This window comes from Variovorax sp. FW305-3-2-15-B-LB1 (genome assembly GCF_058787635.1).
Genome location: NZ_JBYSZY010000005.1, coordinates 124280 through 141300, shown reverse-complemented (window position 1 = coordinate 141300; position 17021 = coordinate 124280). Strand labels below are relative to the sequence as shown.

At 65.7% G+C, this 17021-nt stretch carries 12 protein-coding genes; 1 reads left to right on the top strand and 11 read right to left on the bottom strand.

The features are described 5' to 3' along the window. Positions 1-63 precede the first annotated feature (63 nt). From AC3WQR_RS05195 to AC3WQR_RS05180, 4 genes are all read right to left on the bottom strand, one after another. Complete coding sequence (locus AC3WQR_RS05195) at positions 64-4368, bottom strand: AAA family ATPase (protein WP_492741325.1); 4305 nt, start codon at positions 4366-4368, stop codon at positions 64-66. 244 nt (positions 4369-4612) lie between these two features. After that, a complete protein-coding gene (locus AC3WQR_RS05190) occupies positions 4613-5536 on the bottom strand; it encodes a restriction endonuclease (protein ID WP_492741324.1) in 924 nt (307 codons plus the stop codon). A gap of 366 nt (positions 5537-5902) precedes the next feature. After that, on the bottom strand, positions 5903-6877 hold the full coding sequence (locus tag AC3WQR_RS05185; protein ID WP_492741323.1) for a tripartite tricarboxylate transporter substrate binding protein: 975 nt from the start codon (positions 6875-6877) through the stop codon (positions 5903-5905). Positions 6878-6935: 58 nt separating this feature from the next. Beyond that, positions 6936-8255 (bottom strand): arylsulfatase, encoded by a 1320-nt coding sequence (locus tag AC3WQR_RS05180; RefSeq protein WP_492741322.1) that lies wholly within the window; start codon positions 8253-8255, stop codon positions 6936-6938. An 82-nt stretch (positions 8256-8337) separates the two neighbouring features. Here AC3WQR_RS05180 and AC3WQR_RS05175 point away from each other — a divergent pair, with 82 nt between their 5' ends. Next, positions 8338-9264 (top strand): LysR family transcriptional regulator, encoded by a 927-nt coding sequence (locus tag AC3WQR_RS05175; RefSeq protein ID WP_492741321.1) that lies wholly within the window; start codon positions 8338-8340, stop codon positions 9262-9264. A gap of 22 nt (positions 9265-9286) precedes the next feature. Here AC3WQR_RS05175 and AC3WQR_RS05170 read toward each other — a convergent pair whose 3' ends face one another. From AC3WQR_RS05170 to AC3WQR_RS05140, 7 genes are all read right to left on the bottom strand, one after another. Continuing rightward, positions 9287-10657 carry an FAD-binding oxidoreductase gene (locus tag AC3WQR_RS05170; RefSeq protein WP_492741320.1) on the bottom strand — a complete coding sequence of 457 codons (1371 nt, stop codon included), beginning with the start codon at positions 10655-10657 and terminating at the stop codon, positions 9287-9289. Positions 10658-10665: 8 nt separating this feature from the next. Then, positions 10666-11484: an ABC transporter permease gene (locus tag AC3WQR_RS05165; protein WP_369644177.1), complete on the bottom strand. Its 819-nt coding sequence runs from the start codon at positions 11482-11484 to the stop codon at positions 10666-10668. Next, positions 11481-12314 carry an ABC transporter ATP-binding protein gene (locus AC3WQR_RS05160; protein WP_492741319.1) on the bottom strand — a complete coding sequence of 278 codons (834 nt, stop codon included), beginning with the start codon at positions 12312-12314 and terminating at the stop codon, positions 11481-11483. Before AC3WQR_RS05160 ends, AC3WQR_RS05165 begins: the two co-directional genes overlap by 4 nt. Before the next feature lie 13 nt (positions 12315-12327). After that, positions 12328-13314: an ABC transporter substrate-binding protein gene (locus tag AC3WQR_RS05155; protein WP_095744428.1), complete on the bottom strand. Its 987-nt coding sequence runs from the start codon at positions 13312-13314 to the stop codon at positions 12328-12330. A gap of 61 nt (positions 13315-13375) precedes the next feature. After that, positions 13376-14239, bottom strand: a complete 864-nt coding sequence (locus AC3WQR_RS05150; protein WP_492741318.1) for a creatininase family protein — start codon at positions 14237-14239, stop codon at positions 13376-13378. A 19-nt stretch (positions 14240-14258) separates the two neighbouring features. Further along, positions 14259-15527, bottom strand: a complete 1269-nt coding sequence (locus tag AC3WQR_RS05145; RefSeq protein ID WP_492741317.1) for an amidohydrolase family protein — start codon at positions 15525-15527, stop codon at positions 14259-14261. 176 nt (positions 15528-15703) lie between these two features. Continuing rightward, the gene (locus tag AC3WQR_RS05140) at positions 15704-16921 is read right to left on the bottom strand and encodes an MFS transporter (protein WP_492741316.1); all 1218 of its coding nucleotides are present in this window, start codon (positions 16919-16921) and stop codon (positions 15704-15706) included. Positions 16922-17021: the final 100 nt, after the last annotated feature.

The window sequence follows — 17021 nt, the reverse complement described above, 5'->3', positions numbered from 1 at the left end:
CCAAGGCCCTGATGCCCGCACCACGTACCAGGCCAAAGGCACGACCGAGCTCCTCATACTCAACTAGGTACGCGCAAGCGAAGCTGTAGCCGCCTCTTCCGCCCCATACGCTGCCCCATCCAACAAGCGTTCGTATAGATCCATTGCTCGGCCGCGAAGCGGATCATTGGACCGTTGGAGCGCGACGGCAATGGATACGAAGCTCTCGCCGTACGGCATCCGCACGCGCGACTCATCCTTCGCGAACATGAGTTCCGTACAGCGTTCTGCTACATCGAGAACCAGTTCCTCGAAACCTGGGCTCAGAAGCAGTTCCTGTAAGTCACGCGTGAAGCTCCTGCTGAGACAAACACGCAGCACCGCGGGATTGCTGGAAATAGCGCCCAACATCTCTTTTGTCAATGCGTCTGCCGGCAGCGAATCCCGATGAGACACTGCACCGGCAATCGCCAATGCGTCGGGGCCGTCGGCCTGTGGCGCGAAACGCATCAACACACGGTGCGCCGCTTGCCGCAGCGCACGAGAGTCCTCGTGCCAAACGGTGGACGCGGTGAAGAGTGCGCCTAGACGTTCCGGGGTATCCGGCCCCGCCAGAATCGGCTCCAGCTGCGTGGATGGGGCCTTGTCCTCGGGGTCAAGGAGCACTGTCGCCATCAGGAGCTCGCCTGCGGCTTGCCGGTTTCCGGCGCGGTCGCCTTCCAACCAACGATCCCGTACCGCTTTCATGACCTCGCCAGCTACCAGTTCGCGGTTGCGCCACAGGAAGTTCGCAACATACTTGTCAGCGAACGCGTCCGGGAATCGTTCCCAGATCGCTTGTACGAGTCGTATCGTCCGCGGACGGTCCGCCCAAAACAACGGTTGACCGCGAAAAACTAACAAGGCTGTCCAGATCGCAGGGTCTTCGGAGCGATTCAAATGCCGTTCCAAGGCAGACAACCATCCGTCCTTGTCCGGCTCCGTGCGGTTCAGCAAGCCGGCCGCCATCGCTGCAAGCAAGGTAAAGTTGTCTTGCGGAAGGATGCGCATGCCTCCTGGAACTCGACGGAACACGATTGGTGCTGCGTCAGTCTTGTGATGACTGTTCGCTGCGCGATTGCGCTGTTCCAAGTCGAGCCTTGCCGCGATCCGTTCGTTGGTCCGCTGCAGGTCGTTGATGATCCACGACTCCAGCAACGCGACATCCTCGTCAATCAGGCCCGCGTCACGTTCCGCTAAGCGCTGCAAGGCCCAGGCCGCGTCCCTTCTCCAGGCCTTGCTGGAAAAGCCGTCTCGATGCCATTTCCAGACAAGGGCACGAACACGCTGCGCATCTACATTCGAATCCTCTGCAACGACACGAAGCAACTCGCCCGCAGCGTTTTCGTGCCGACCGAGCAGAAAGCGGGTCTCCGCGATGCGCAAAGCGCGGTCCGAATGAGTCTTGCCAAATGCCGCGAAGGCGCGCGCTAACTCCACCGTACCTCCGTCGCGGCGCAACCCGCGGCGCCCTGGCCGACGATCGGTGTCGTCCGCAACCTCATCGATCATCCTGAACACGTCATCGTCGGAGGCATTGCCCATCTGCTGCTCGGACATTGGTGATCCAACAATAGATGCCATTGTCGGGCCGCGACCGTCGCGGAGATCTGGCTGCGTGGCACGCCATTCCTGAATCTGCCGGTACTGGCGTGGCTCCAGAAGCTGTGCAGGCAATAGTCCCAGCAACTGGAACCGCTTCTCCTGAGCCCAAATGCGACGTTGGCGTCTCGTTGGCGCATCGGAGTCTTCCCGCGCCTCATGCAGGTATGGGTCCCAGGAATTGATGTTGGTCCGAAGACGTTCAAGTTGCTCTGCGCCGAGCTGCGGGACGATGGCGCGCAGAAGTACCTGCGTCGACCACCCATCTACCAGATGATCCACGCCGTCAGCGTCTTGAAGGAAGGCCATACCGACGTGCAGCCGTCGCGAGTCCTTCAGCAAGTACTCGACACCTTCGCTTGCCAGCGTCATGCTTCCGGCGGCGAGGCCTTCAGCAATCAACGCTTGCACTTCCGCTATCTCGACTTCGGCAAACGTCTCGATCAGGCGCAGGAAATCATGCGGGTGCTCGTTAGCGCAGGCAAGGAGCACGGACTTCGTGATCCCGAAGATACCGTCCTCCGCGTGCTCGTGATTCCACCAGTAGGGCAGACTTGTCGAGGACGGATAGGCATCCAGCAGGCCCCGTGATCCATGTGCGTCTCGGCTTGCCACCTGCACGAACCATGACAGGAGGGTGTTCGCATAGGCTCGTACTGATCGTTCCGTGAGCTTTCCCACGCCGTGAAATTGCAATCGGTCTTCGTCGCTGACATCCACGTGATCAAGGTGAAGCTTGAACAGGTCTGCGGCACGGTCGTCGCCCAGATTTTCCGCATAGCCAACGATCATGTAGCCGTCGATTTTCTGCCGCGCGAACACCAGCTGGAGGCGCTCGAAAACTGCAGAAGACCATTGGCCCGATCTGGAAAAAACTTCGAACGCCTCGAGATCGCGTTCGGGCACACCCCAATGCACCGCGATCGACTGAACCACGAAATTGACATCGAGTAGAGCTTCCGCAACCAATAATTGGACGGCGCTCCATCGTAGATCCGCATCGCTCATGATGTCAGGCACTAACGGGAGAAGATGCTCGCGCCAATCCGTCCAATGTGCAGTGATTCGCGCGAGGGCTCGGCGTGCCAATGGCGCATCGCTGCGTACGAGATGCTGCAGCCAGCCACGCTCGCGTGCGGATGGTCGCTGTTGCCCGGCCATCATGTCCACAACGAGATGGCGAAGGTGCCGCCGCGTTTTGACGCTTCCCATCAGCGCGTCGATCGCCTGTTCATAGGCGGATAGATCAAACGCCCTCAGGCGCTGCAAACCCCGCAGCACAGTAGCCCGTGCGAAAAGTCCGTCCTGTCGCTGCCAGGCATAGCTCGCCAGCGATTGGCCGGTTGAAAAATTCTTGGCCTGAAAATCATCCAGCCAAGCTTGGTGGCTGAAGCCCACCAAGCCGTTCTGTCTCACGACGATCCCGGACGCCACAGCGGCCCGGACCGCTTGGGGATCCTGGATTTCGTAGGCATCTGCAGGCCGCCATAGGGACTCACTCTCTGTCATGTCGGAGGCCAGCTTTTCCAAGAAATTGAGCACCTCTCGCCGAATGATGGAGTCGCCAAGGTCCGCGGATGTCAGCCAGGTGTTGAGCAGCTGCGAGGCGATCAGTTCGCGGCCAGGAACGCCCCGACGGAGAATGTCAACGAAAACGCGCAAGGCAAAGGGACGTCGCAGCGTTTCGCTCAATGCTTCTGGGATCTCCTTCACGGAAATGTGCAGACGCTGCAGAAGTGTGTGGACCTGTTCTTGGCTGGGCAACGCCAACTGGACAGCCTTGGCGCCCAGGGACTGAAACCGTGCGTCGTAGTCCGCTTCAAAGGGTCTTGAAGAAACGAGAATGTGTACAGGCGGTGCAACCCCCTCAACGCGCTTCTTATCTTGGAAGTGATGGGCGATCTGAAGCAAAAGCCGCATCCGCTCCGAGGAGCGGTCCATGACCTCGCTGACGGCGTCCAATTGGTCAATCAGGACGACGACCGGGGCGGTCCGTGCCAAAGTTTCGATCTCACCGAGCAAGTGGCCACGCAATCCCAGTGCTTCCGACACATCACTCAGCGTTCTTACGTGGGTAGGAAGAAGATCCGCCTTGATGGCGAAGACGACCACCCCCTGCGATTGCAGGCGCTCGACCAGTTCAGCGAACAGCGCCGACTTTCCTGAGCCAGATTCGCCAATGACCAGAGTGCAAGCGTAGGGGTGCTCACGAATGCGCCGCTGAAGTTCCTCCAGTTCGGGTCGCTCGATATGTTCGCCGCTGATCGTCTGCGGCCAGGACCGGAGCGCTTGGGATGCCACCTTCGCATCGACCCGTGCCTCGTCGATGTCGACCGCATTAGCAACCGTGGCCGGAGTGAGTTGCCTCTTGATGTGGAGAACCGTGGATCGAACCTCTTCGAGAGCTTGATCGCGGATCGGTTCTCGCCAGTGCTTGGATGCGTAGAGGGCCGGACGCAGGCGCGTCAGAAACAGGGAAAATGCGCGCTCCAACTCGTCCTGCCGGGTACGGAACAACTCCGACAAGGTCTCCTCTAGTGAGCGCCCGCGCAGAAAAGGCTCCACGAATCGCTCGATGTAGCGTCGGGTGATCTCTGCCTCGGGGGTGTCGACGGTCAGGTCACGCAGGAAGTGCACTACTGCTGGAGCGACGACGTGATGGACGAAAGTCTCCGAGCGAAAGTCTTCCGCCAGGATTGGCACAGCGGATACCGCGCCGTCCATGGCTTTGTCGATGACTTCAATCAACTCCGCCTTCGCTTCCCTCTCGCTCCACCGGCGCATGAAGGAGCCAGCGGCTGTGTCGCCCACCCTACCTATGGCCCAACCAATGCCCCCTTCAATAATTGCAGTAAAGACTGGCAAATCGTCTCCGTCCTGTTGATCATGTATTTCGGCACAGCGCTGGCTGCCCGTGGGCTCTCAAGGTTGGCATGCGAGCCTGTCAATCTTTGCATTGTCGGAGGCTTGCGGTACGCGTCAGAGTCGACCGTCAGGTGCTCTGAATCTCGCGCGTGCCCCGGCATCCCGCAGAAAATTCCGAGCATCCCCAGAAGGCCTTGCCGGCCGCGACGCCCCGCTTCGCCACCCGCCGCACCATCGGCTTGTCACACTTTGGGCAGAGGGGAGGGGCGGACACGGTCGCCTCCATCGCCTGAGCAACGCCAGCCGATTCACCAGACCTTGCGAATGCCGCCGTTGGCTGCGGCACGGCCGCCTTGGAAGGTGATGAACTTGCCTCAGTCTTGCCGCGCGCTTCGTGCAGGAGCTGCATGAGTGCCGGCCCATCGATGAGCCGGATGTTGCGGCCGTTGGCGAACGCGGTGGCCTCCTGCGTGAAGCGCCCGGAGGTCACGACGAAGCCACCTGCTGCGCCATGCGCGGCCATCACGCCATAAAGCTCCCGCACCGTGGAGGCGCCAACCTTGAAGGCTTTCCACTGTTTGCACTGCACGAAGGTCTTCTCGCCGGTTTGGGTGAGCACCAAGTCCACGCCACCGTCGGCACCGCCGCCTCCAACCTCCTTGACCACATAGCCGCGGCGCCGAAAACCTTCGCCGACCAGCAGTTCAAACTGCTGCCAGGACATTCCCTGCAGCGCATCGGCGCTGCTGCTCGCCGAGGCGGTATCGAACAGGGCGCGCCGTTGCCGGCGGCGCACCGCCGACATGACGGCACCGAAAATGCAGATCAGCGGCAGCAGGTATTGGCCTCCCGTGGCCAGGCCCTGCCAGATGGCTGTCGTGGCCAGCTGCCCGATCTGCTGGGCGGACTGCGCCGCGGGCAGGGGACGCGTGGCAATGGCATGCAGCACCCAGTAGCTGACGAGCGCCAACACCACGCCCGTCCACCAGGGCAGCAGGGCCACCAGATCCATGAGGTCCTCGGCCGTGCTGGATTTGCGCCGTCTTGCCATTGATTCCCCCCGAAACCTTCAAATATAGGTTTGGCGAACATTTTGCAACAACGTTGACGGCCTTCGCCGAGCAAGGCATCTCGCGGATGCCGTCGCGAAGCGCTTGGGGGCCCAGGACGGGCAAGTACCCCTGACGGGGGTCGTAGCCTATTGCCAAACGAAGACCGGGGAACAAAGCGGGGAACAAACTAACAGGTGGGAGATGACCTCTCAATAGACATGGGCGTTTCGGGGGATCATTCAGTAGACCCCAGCAACGACCCAGGGCGTTCACTGAAATTCAGTGAACGCCCTTTTTCATTGGCCAGACGGCTTCGTTTGGACGACCCCCGCGATCCCGTCGATGGGGTTCACTCCACACGCTAGCTAGTCAATCGCGATCTTGTTCTTCTTCACAAGGTCTGCCCAGCGCCGCATGTCGGTGTGGATGTAGTCGGCGGTCTGCTTCGCGCTGCTGGCTTCGGGAAACATGCCGACGTTCTCGAAGCCTTTCATGACCTCCGGGTCCTTCAGGGCTTGTGCCACCGCTTCGTTGAGGCGATCGCTTCGGTCTGCCGGGAGGCCCGTGCGCGCAGCGAGAACGAACCACTGGCTGGCTTCGAAGTTGGCGATGCCCGCTTCCCTGAGTGTCGGCACCTCGGGCAAGGAGGCGGAGCGCGCGGCCGTGGAGACCCCATACGCCTTGAGCTTGCCGGACTTGATGTGCGGGAGCACGGGTGTGATGCCCAGCACGGCCAGGGGGAGCTGTCCACCGATCACGTCGGTCACCGCCTGGTTGCCGCCCTTGTAGGGCACATGCGTCATCGTCACGCCTGTCAGTGCCTGGATGAGTTCTCCGGTCAGGTGTTGGCCGGTGCCGTTGCCGGAAGAGCCGTAGCTGTACTTGTCCGGGTGGGCGGATGCGTCTGAGAGCAGGGCCTTGAGGTCCTTGGGTGCGTCGGGCCGTGCCGGTCCTACGAGAACGGTGGAGCCTTTGGCGAGCATGGCGATGGCGCTCATCTCCTTGCCGATCTGCGGCATCGGGATGCTCGTGAGCACCGGGCCGGGAACCGTCACCAGGGTATAGCCGTCGGCGGGCTGGGTTGCCACGTATCGCAGCGCGAGCGAGCCCGTGGCGCCGGGCTTGTTGTCGACCACGATGGGCTGGCCGAGCGTCGCTTCCAGCTTGCGGGCGACAAGGCGCGTGACGACATCGACGCTGCCCCCGGGTGGGTAGCCGACGACCCAGGTGATCGCTCGAGAGGGGTACTTCTCTTGCGCGAGCGCCGCAGAAGACGCCAGCGCCGTGAGCGCGCAGAAGATCAGAAAGAGGCCTCGGCGGCCGCCTGGATGCTTGGACATGGGGTGAGCCTTCTGGGACGGTGGAGAGATGCTCGAGCGCGTCAGGGATTCCGCGGCCTCAGTCTGGCGCGCCCGGCGCCGTGTGAGGATGTGCTGCCGCACTCTGATGGAAGGCGCGGACCATCCGCTGGATTGGCCCCAGGACCCACGTGTTGTAGACGAGCACATCCGACTCCTCCTTGGGGTCGCGCGTGATGTTGAAGAGATAGGGCGACTCGAGCTTGCCCTTGCCTTCGTTCACCTCGGGCTCCCAGTAGAAATGCAGCTTCCAGTCGCGCCATTTCACTGCGCGCAGTTCGTTCTTGATATGGAAGAGAAAGCCCTCGCGCAAGGATTTCTGTTCGCCGAGGAAGAAGGGCATCTGGTCCATGCCATCGATCGGCCTGTCCTCGGGAATGCGGGCGCCACCCGCGCGTGCCAGCGTGGAGCAGAGGTCGGTGACGTGCACGATCTCGTTGCTCACCCGGCCTGCGGCGATCTTGCCCGGCCAGCGCACGATGCACGGCACGCGCAGGCTGCCTTCCATGGCCGTGTGATAGGTGCCGCGCCAGGGGCCGGCCGTGCCGCGGTACGGAGCGCGGAACTCGGGGCCGTTGTCGCTCGCGAAGATGAAGAGGGTGTCTTCTGAAATGCCGAGGCGCTCGATCTCGTCGATGACCTGGCCCACGCGGTGATCCATCTCGACCATGGAATCGGCGAAGTCGCCATGGCCGGTGCGGCCCGCGAAATCGCGGTGAGGCAGGGTGGGGAAATGCAGGTGCGTGAGCGGCAGATAAAGGAAGAACGGCTTCTGTGCCGCGTGGTTGCGCTGGATGAATTCCAGAGACCGGTTCGTCAGCGTCTCGTCGATGCGCCGGCGCGAATCCAGGTTGTATTCCTCGACGTTCTGCGAAGGCGCACCGGCACGGCCCTGCATGATGTACGGGATGTCCGCCACGCTCGGGTCGTAGCCGACACTGGCCGTGAACTGGCTCTCGTCCGTGGTGCGCGGAATGCCGTACCACTCGTCGAATCCCCGGTCGCTCGGGAAGCGGCCTTCCACATCGCCCAGGTGCCATTTGCCGTAGTGCGCAGTCGCATAGCCCTGTGCCGAGAGCAACTGCGCCAGGGTGATCTCGCGGCGTGCCAGGCCCTGAGGCAGGCCGGGCGGCACCGATTGCAGGCAGCCCGTGCGGATCGGATGCCGCCCGCTCATCAGCGCGGAGCGCGTCGGCACGCAATCGCTCTCGACATTGAAGTTCTGCAGCAGAAGGCCTTGGCTGGCGAGCGCGTCGATGCGTGGCGTGGGCGCGCCCCGCAGCGCCCCGCCGCCGTAGCAGCCGAGCTCGCCCCAGCCGAGGTTGTCGGCAAGGATGAGAACGATGTTGGGTGGGTTCATGGAGGGACTCATTGCGACTGCAGTCTAGGAACGGCTAGGATTCGGGTGTTTCCAATTGGGAAATCTTCGTTGACTTTTATTCATGTCCTTCTCGGCACGCGACCTCGACTACTTCCTGGAAGTGGCGCGCCATGGGCAGCTGGCCCGTGCTGCAACCAGCCTGACGGTGACGGCCGCGGCGCTGTCCAAGGCGATCCGCCGGCTGGAGGACGAGATGGGGCTCGGTCTCTTCGAGCGCTCGGGCCATGGCATGACACTCACGCCCTTCGGCGTCGCGTTCCGCGAACGTGCGCAACGCATGAAGTCAGCGCACGACGAGGCGCTTCGTCATGCGGGCGACGTCCGCGCAGGACGCGCCGGGCTCATCCGTGTGGGCGCGACGCTGGCGGTTCTGGATGCCGTGCTTTCACCGGCGCTTGCGGCGCTGCAGCCCCGTCGCCCGGGCATGCATGTGCGCCTGGAAGTGGCGTCCTCGGACGAGTTGATCGACTGGACGCGCCAGGGCCTGCTCGATGTCGCCGTGATTCCGACCTATGAATCCATGCCGCACGGCCTGGTGCATGAGGATCTGCTGACCGATGCGCTCGTCGCCGTGGCGCGCGTGGGGCATCCGGTCTTCGCGCGTCGCCGTCTCACGATGGGCGATCTGTCGAAATTCCCCTGGGTGCTGCCGTCCGTTCACTCGGCTGCACGCGCGAAGCTGGACGAGGTATTTCGCTGCGCGGGCGCGACGCCGCCGCAAGGCGCGATCGAGGTGCACTTCAATGCGTCCTGGTCGCTGCCGGTGCTTGCAGCGACCGATCTGATGGGCATCGTCCCGATCTCCGTGCTCGCACTGCCCCAGGCGCGTGGTGTCAAGGTGATTCCCGTTGACGCGCTGTCGATTCCGAGGCGCATCTCGCTTTTCTCACGTCCGAATACCTACCGCTCCCCACTCCTCGAGGAGTTCGTGCAGGCGCTCAAGGCACTGGCGCCGGCGCAGCGAAGCAGCGCGGCGCGCAAGGGCTGACGGACGCTCGCTGAGGTCGTCTTCAGTTCGCTGTCGTCGCCTTCACCGGCCAGTCGCGCAGCTTGCCCGGGTTCAGCAAGCCCATCGGATCGAAGCGCTGCTTCACCTCGATGACTTCCGGCGGCAGCGGGCCGCCGGCCTTGCCGTCTTCCACGATGTTCACGTGCGGGTTGTTGATGTGCACCTGGTGCGCACGGTGGATGTCGATGATCTCGTTCAGGCGATCCTCGGTACTGAAGCGCACGAGTTGCAGCCCGCTGCAGGTGAGGAGCCCCGCCGCGTTGCGCAGGAACTCGACGTGCATCATGACCTCGCCGCCCAGCAGTTTCTCCATCTCGATGACCTGCTCGACATGCCGGCCGGGGATGAACCCGCTTTGCAGGTAGGTCAGCGTCGGGTCGATCTTCAGCGCGTGCAGCGTCGTGTGGTTCCAGGTGAACTCCATCAGCGTGCGGTTGCTCTTCTGCACTTCGGCGGCCGTCTTGCGGTAGCCCACGGTGCCGCCGTGCGCCTGCACCAAAAGCATCATGGCCGGCTCGCTCTGCTCGGCCACCAGCGACAGCACGGTGTGGCAGCCCTTGGGCAGGTGCGCCGCCAGTTGTGCGAGGTGGTCGCCGATGGGCGCCGCGAAGAAGGTGACGCCGCGCTTCACGATGCCCGGCGCATGCGCGAGCTTGTCCGCGAAGTTCAGCGCGTTCTCGAAGTCGTCGAAGGTCACCAGCGTCTCGAGCCACGGATGCGCAGGCGCCAGTGCGATCTCCAGCTCCAGCACGAGGCCGTTGGTGCCCCACAGGTGGTGCATGCGCATCGCTTCGGCGCCGCGCAGCTCGATCACCTGCGGCTCGGCCTCGATGGTCATCGCGCGAATGCCCAGCACATTGCCGGGGGCGCCCAGCGGCCCGTAGTTGATCGAGCCCACGCCGCCGAAGCCGCCGCCGAACAGGCCGCCCAGCGTTGCGCTGCGGTAGGTCGAGGGCACGCAGCGCATCTCCTGGCCGGTGGGTTTCGTCTGCTTCTCGAGTTCGCCCAGGCGGATGCCGGCCTGCGCGCGCGCCACGCCGGGCTGCACCCACAGGCAGGCGTTGTAGCCCGTCATGTCGAGCACCACGCCGCCGGCGAGCGGCGTGGTCTGGCCGTAGTTGCCGGTGCCGCTGCCGCGAATGGTGATGGGCACGCCGCGGCGCGCGCAGGCGCCGACCACCGCGCGGATGTCTTCTTCGGTGCGCGGGCGCACCACCACGTCGGCGCGCTTGTCCTTCAGCTGGCGCGTGAGCACCGGGCTGAACCAGGAGAAGTCCTGCGAGAGGCGCGTGACGCGGCCTTCGTCGGTGATCCAGTCGAAGTCGGGGAGTTCGAGCAGCAGTTGTTCGATGGCGGAAGCGGGAGCGTTCATGGTCGATTTCAATCCTGGGAAAGTTCGCTCGCGTGCCACGAGCCCAGCGCCACCTTGGTGAGCCAGGCCATCAGCACGAAGAGCGCGACGCCGGTGAGGGAGATGAGCAGCAGGGCCGCGAACATGCGCGGAATGTTCAGCTGGAAGCCCGCCTGCAGGATCTGGTAGGCCAGCCCCGCGCCGGAGCCGCCCGTGCCGGCCACGAACTCCGCCACCACCGCGCCGATCAGCGCCAGGCCGCTGGAGATGCGCAGCCCGCCGAAGAAGTAGGGCAGCGCGCTCGGGATGCGCAGGCGCACCAGCTGCTGCCAGCGCGTGGCGCGGTTCAGCTTGAAGTAGCTCTGCAGGTCGGGGTCGATGCTGCGCAGGCCCAGCGTGGTGTTGCTGATGATCGGAAACAGCGCCACCAGCGCCGCGCACACCGTCATGGCCGCCACCGGGTTCTTCACCCAGATGATGATCAGCGGCGCCACGGCCACGATGGGCGTGACCTGCAGCAGCACCGCGTACGGAAAGAGGGCGGTCTCGATGCGCTTGCTCTGCACGAACAGGAACGAGATCAGCACGCCCGCCACCGTGGCCAGCGCGAACGACAACACCGTGATCTTCAGCGTGACCAGGAGCGCGCTGCCCAGCGGCGCCCAGTCGGTCACCAGCGTCTGCATCATCAGCCAGGGCGAGGGCACGAGGTAGGGCGGCAGTTCCATGGCCACCACCATCCACTGCCACAGCGCGACCAGCACCACGCCGATGAGCACCGGATAGAGCACGCGCTGCACGCGTGGCTGGCCCAGCAGGGGCGTTGCGGGTTTCGTCGCTGTCTTCATGGCGCGGCCTCCTCTTCTTCTGTGGTGCTGGCGCGCAGCAGGCTGTCCTGCAATTGCTTCGCGTGGCGCGCGAACGCGGGCGTGACCATGAAGTCGGCCTGGCGCGGGTAGGGCTCGTCGATCTGGAACTGCTCGACCACGCGACCCGGCCGCGCGGCCATCATCACCACGCGGCTGGACAGGAACACCGCCTCGTGGATCGAGTGCGTCACGAAGATCACCGTGAGCTTCTTCTTGCGCCACAGCTCGAGCAGGTCGGCGTCGAGCTTGTGGCGCGTGATCTCGTCGAGCGCGCCGAAGGGCTCGTCCATCAGCAGCAGGTCGGGCTGCGTGACCAGGCCGCGCGCGATCGACACGCGCATCTGCATGCCGCCCGACAGCGCACGCGGCAGCGCACTGGCGAACTTCTCCAGCCCCACGAGCGCGAGCGATTCCGTCACCCGCGCATCGGCCTCCTTGCGGGGCACGCCGGCCAGGTCCAGCGGCAGCCGCACATTGGTCTGCACGCTGGCCCAGGGCATCAGCGTGGGCGACTGGAACACGAACGACATCTTGTGCGGGCAGTCGTGCAACTGCGCCACGGGCTTGCGCCACACCAGCAGGCGCCCGTCGCTGGGTTCGAGCATGCCCGCCACCATCTTCAGCAGCGTGCTCTTGCCGCAGCCCGAGGGGCCCAGCAACGTGACGAACTCGCCTTCGGCGATCGACAGGTCCACCGGCAGCAGCGCCTGCGTGCCGTTGGGGTAGGTCTTCTCGGCCGAGAGGATCTCGACGGCGGGCACGGCGGGCGCCACCGGCGGCGCGAGGGTGTGGGGTTCGATGCGGTTCATGGCGCGGCGAGATTCAGGGCAAGACCTTGGCGTCCTTCACGAACTCGGTCGTGTAGGTTTTTGCGAGGTCCACCTTGGCAGGGTCGAGCAGCTTGGAAGCCACCAGGAAGTCGTAGCTCGCCTTGGCGCGCGCATCGGTGATCACGCCGATGCCGAGCTTGGCCGCGTCGCCGCCCGTGACCATGCCCATCTCTTTCAGCTTGGCCACGCTGTAGGCCAGCTGGTCGTCGGTCATGTTGGGGTTGTCCTTCTTGATCAGCGCGTTGGCCGGTGCCGGGTCGGCCAAGTAGCTCTTCCAGCCTTCGGCCGAGGCCTTCACGAAGGCGGCGACCTGCTTGCTGCGCTCCTTCACCGTCTTGTCCATGCACGACACGGTGACGGCGTAGGAGGGATAGCCGTGGTCGCTGAACATCAGCACCGTGCTCTTCACGCCGGCCTTCTGGATGGCGTAGGGCTCGGAGGTCAGGTAGCCCTGCTGCGCGGTGTTCGGGTCGGCCACGAAGGGCTGGATGTTGAAGGTGTAGGGGCGCGTCTGTTCGTCCTTCAGACCGAAGCGGGCCTTGAGCCATGGCCAGTAGCCGCGGTTGGCCTGCGCGCCGATCAGGAGCGTCTTGCCCTTGAGGTCCTCGAATTTCTTGACGTCGTCGTGCGCGATCAGCACCTGCGGGTCCTTCTGGAAGAAGGCCGCCACGTTGACCACGGGCACGCCGCCTTCGCGCACCTGCATCATCTGGATGTCGCTCGATCCCATGATGCAGTCGGCCTGGCCCGCGGCCATCATCTGCGTGATGTTGACCTGCGGGCCGCCCATGCGGATGGTCACGTCCAGGCCGTGCTTCTTGTAGATGCCCTGCGCCACCGCCTGGTAGAAGCCGCCGTGCTCGGCCTGCGCATACCAGTTGGTCATGTAGGTGAACTTGTCCTGGGCCTGTGCGGGTGCAACGGCCGTGAGGAGCGAGAGCGCGGCGGCGCCGGCCAGGGAAAGAGCGAAGGAACGCATGGTGGGGACCTCTCGAAGGCGGGATGAAAAAGAAGAACGAAGCCGTTGCAAGGAGCGCGCCTCAGGCCGGCACGAACGACTGCTGGATGAAGCCCTGCTGGTGGCCGCGCTCCCAGGTGGCTTCCTCGCGCACGACCCAGCGCAGCGCATGAAGCTCGGTCAGCGCCTGCGCCCAGCTGTCCGAGAGCGTGTCCAGGATTTCGAGGCCCTGTTCGCGCGTGGTGCTGGTCGGGTCGCCGATCACGCCGCTCGGGCCGAAGTCGCGCGCGGTCCAGGCGCAGGCCGGGCGGCCGTCGGCCGACAGCAGCTTGATCGGGAAGGGCGGCGGAAAGTTGGCCACCGCGCGTTCCATGTGCACGGTGTCGGGCGCCAGCGCGAGCATCAGCGCGGTCTCGGAATGACCCGCGTGCATCGCGAGCTTCTTCTCCTGCTCGCTCACCTGCCGGCTCGCCGCGCTGGGCAGGCGCGACACGCCGTGCGGCACGATCACGAAGTCGCCGTGGCGCAGGCGCAGTTCGCGCGCCGCCATCTCCAGCACCTGCGGCTGGCCGCCGTGGCCGTTGGCGAACAGCAGCTTGCGAAAGCCCGAGCGGTACACCGACTCGCCGATCTCGATCACGGTCGACAGCAGCGTGGTGCCCGTGAGCGTCACCGTGCCGGGAAAGTGCAGGTGCTCTTCCGACTTGCCGTAGGTGATCGGCGGCAGGGCAAAGGCGCGCACCTCGGCCGGCAGCTTCTCCAGCGCCTTGCCCATCACGCCCGAGGCGATCACGCTGTCGACCGAGCACGGCAGGTGCGGGCCGTGCTGCTCGATCGCACCGCACGGCAGCACGATGACGGTGTTCTCGCGGTCGGGCAGCGCGGCAATTTCGGTCCAGCTCAGGTAGGGCAGGAAGCGGTGGGGCGGGATGTAGCCGTGGAGCATGGGATTCCTTGCTTGTTCTTTATTCGGGGAAGAAAGGCGATGCGTCGCCGTGCGTCACGCGGCCGTCGCGCAGCACCACGCGGGCGGCGCTGCGCGAGGGCCAGCCGTGGCGGTCGGCCTGCGTGAACAGCACCAGGTCGGCTTTGGCGCCGACCAGCGTGGGCGTCGTCGTGGCGGGCGTGCGTTCCAGCCAGTCGCTGCGGCACAGCGCCTGCGACCAGGTGTCGAAGGGGTCGTCGAGCTGTGCCACCAGCGCAGCCGTGCCCAGTGCCTCGACCGGATCGAAGCTGCCGAGGCGGCAGAACGGGTCCTGCACGTTGTCGCTCGCGAACAGCAATGGAATGCCGCGCGCATGCGCTTCCTTGACCAGCGTGATGCCGCGTTGGCGCGGCGTGCGCCCGGTGACGGCGTCCTGCAGCAGCAGGTTGGTGGCGGGCAGCGACACCACGGTGATCGGCGCGCGTGCCACGGCGTCCAGCGTAGCGAAGGCCTGCGCCTCGGGCTGGGCCGCCAGCGCGCAGAGGTGGCCGCAGACCACGCGGCCTTCGTAGCCGATCTCGCGCAGGAGGCGCGCGGTGGTCTGCAGGCCCACGGCCGAGGCGTCGAGTTCCTCGTCCACGTGCAGGTCGATGTCGAGCTCGCAGGCCTGCGCCGCCAACAGCAGGTTGCGCAGCGCGTTCTCGCTCCAGTTGGTGGAGTGCACGAAGCCGCCGAGCAGCGCGTGCTCTCCGGTGGCCTTCACCTGCCGCGCCAGGCGCAGCGCCTGCGACGCGTCTTCGAACAGGGGCAGCTTGATGAGGGCGACCTGCTCCAGCCGCACCCGGCCGGCCCATTCCTGCGCCAGCTCGGCCATGACGGGCCAGGCCGTGGGCAGCGCGTCGGGCTCCCACCAGTCGACGTGCGTGCGCACATGGGCGGTGCCGCATGCCCAGGCCCATTGCAGGCCGCGCGATGCGCGCTCGCGCACGTCGGCGGGCGTCCAGTGCACGCGGTCGGCCAGCATCGCGTCGATCGCGCCGAGCAGGCCGGGCTGCACCTTTTGCATGCGCGCCAGCGTGAACGCCTTGTCCAGGTGCGTGTGCGCGTCGACGAAGGCGGGGAGGGCGAGCGTGCCGGCGAGGTCCCAGCCGGCGCCCGGCGTGATGTCCCTCGCGGGCTGCACCGAGCGGACGCGGCCGGCTTCGATGCCGATGCGTGCGAGTTCGGGCACCCCGTGGCGCTGCGGCCAGTCGGCGGGCAGCAGCCAGCGCGGCAGCCGTGCGTTGTCCAGCAGTGCGGGCGCGTTCATGCGCAACGCGCCCCCGTCGGGCCTGCGGGGGCGCTGGTTTCCATCGACAGACAGCAGGCAACGCGGACGTGCATGAATTTGACCAATCAATCAGAGCAACTGGTCAGGTTATGCAAGCGACGTGCCAGTCCGGGCGCACCGGACTGGGGAGGCGGGCGCGGCCCGCGCTAAGTTACTTAGCTTGCTTGGCGCGGCCAGAGCCGCACCGCCAGCGCGGCGGCGGCCGTGGCGGTCGCCAGCACCGTCACGCCGGCCCAGCCCCAAGAAGCGAGCACCAGCGCGCCCAGCGCCGAGCCGGTCGCCATGCCGATGAACATGCTGGTGAACAGCACGGCGTTGAGCCGGCTGCGCGCACCGGGCTCGATGCCGTAGACGATGGTCTGGTGGGCGATGAGCGCCGCCTGCATGCCCAGGTCGAAGCCGACCGCGGCCAGTGCCAGCAGCCACAGCTGCGCATGCGGCGTCATCAGCGGTGCCAGCCCCATGGCCGCGAACGACACCAGCGCCAGCCCCGCGCCCAGGCGCGTCACCAGCTCCGGTCCGCGCCGGTCGGCCAGCCGCCCGGCCAGCGGCGCCGCCAGCGCGCCCGCCGCGCCGGCCAGGCCGAAGGCGCCTGCGGCCGCGCTGCCCAGGTGGAAGGGCGCGCCGTGCAGCATCACGGCCAGCGTCGACCAGAAGGCGCTGAACCCCACGGCCAGCAGCGCCTGGGCCAGCGCCGCGCGGCGCAGCGTGCCGTGGCGCGACCACAGCGTGCCCAGCGAGCCGAGCAGGGCGCCGTAGGCCAGGTGCGTCGTCGGCCGAAAACGCGGCAGCCCGCGCCAGGCCGCGGCGCCGATGAGCGCGATGCTGGCCGCGGCCGCGATGAACATCGCGCGCCAGCCGAAGTGCTCGGCCACGAAGCCGCTCACCACGCGCGACAGCAGGATGCCCAGCAGCAGTCCCGTCATCACCGTGCCGACCGTCTTGCCGCGCGTGGCGTCCGGCGCCAGCGTGGCGGCGGCGGGCACGAGGTCCTGCGCCATCGTGGCCGCCAGCCCGATCGCGAGGCTGGCCGCGAGCAGCACGCCGATCGACGGTGCCGCGCCGGCCACCAGCAGTGCGGCGCACAGCGCCCCTGCCTTGATCAGCACGATGCGACGCCGGTCGACGCGGTCGCCCAGCGGCGCCAGCAGCAGGATGCCCAGCGCGTAGCCCAGTTGCGTGAGCGTGGGAATGAAGCCCACCGCACGGGTGGAGGCGCCGATGTCGGCGCCCAGCACCCCGAGCATCGGCTGGGCGTAGTAGAGCGAGGCCACCGACAGCCCCGCGCCGGCGGCCAGCAGCAGGATCAGCGAGGTCGGCAGGCCGTGCCCCGGCGCGGAGGCCGGTGCATGCGTGGTTTGAATGGAAGACATGGTGTTAACCCTCGATTATCGAAGCAAGGGTTGGAATGTGCCCGCTGGGGGCTTGGCTTGGTAGTCCTGTGGATCGCACAATGCCCATACGCCAAACGTA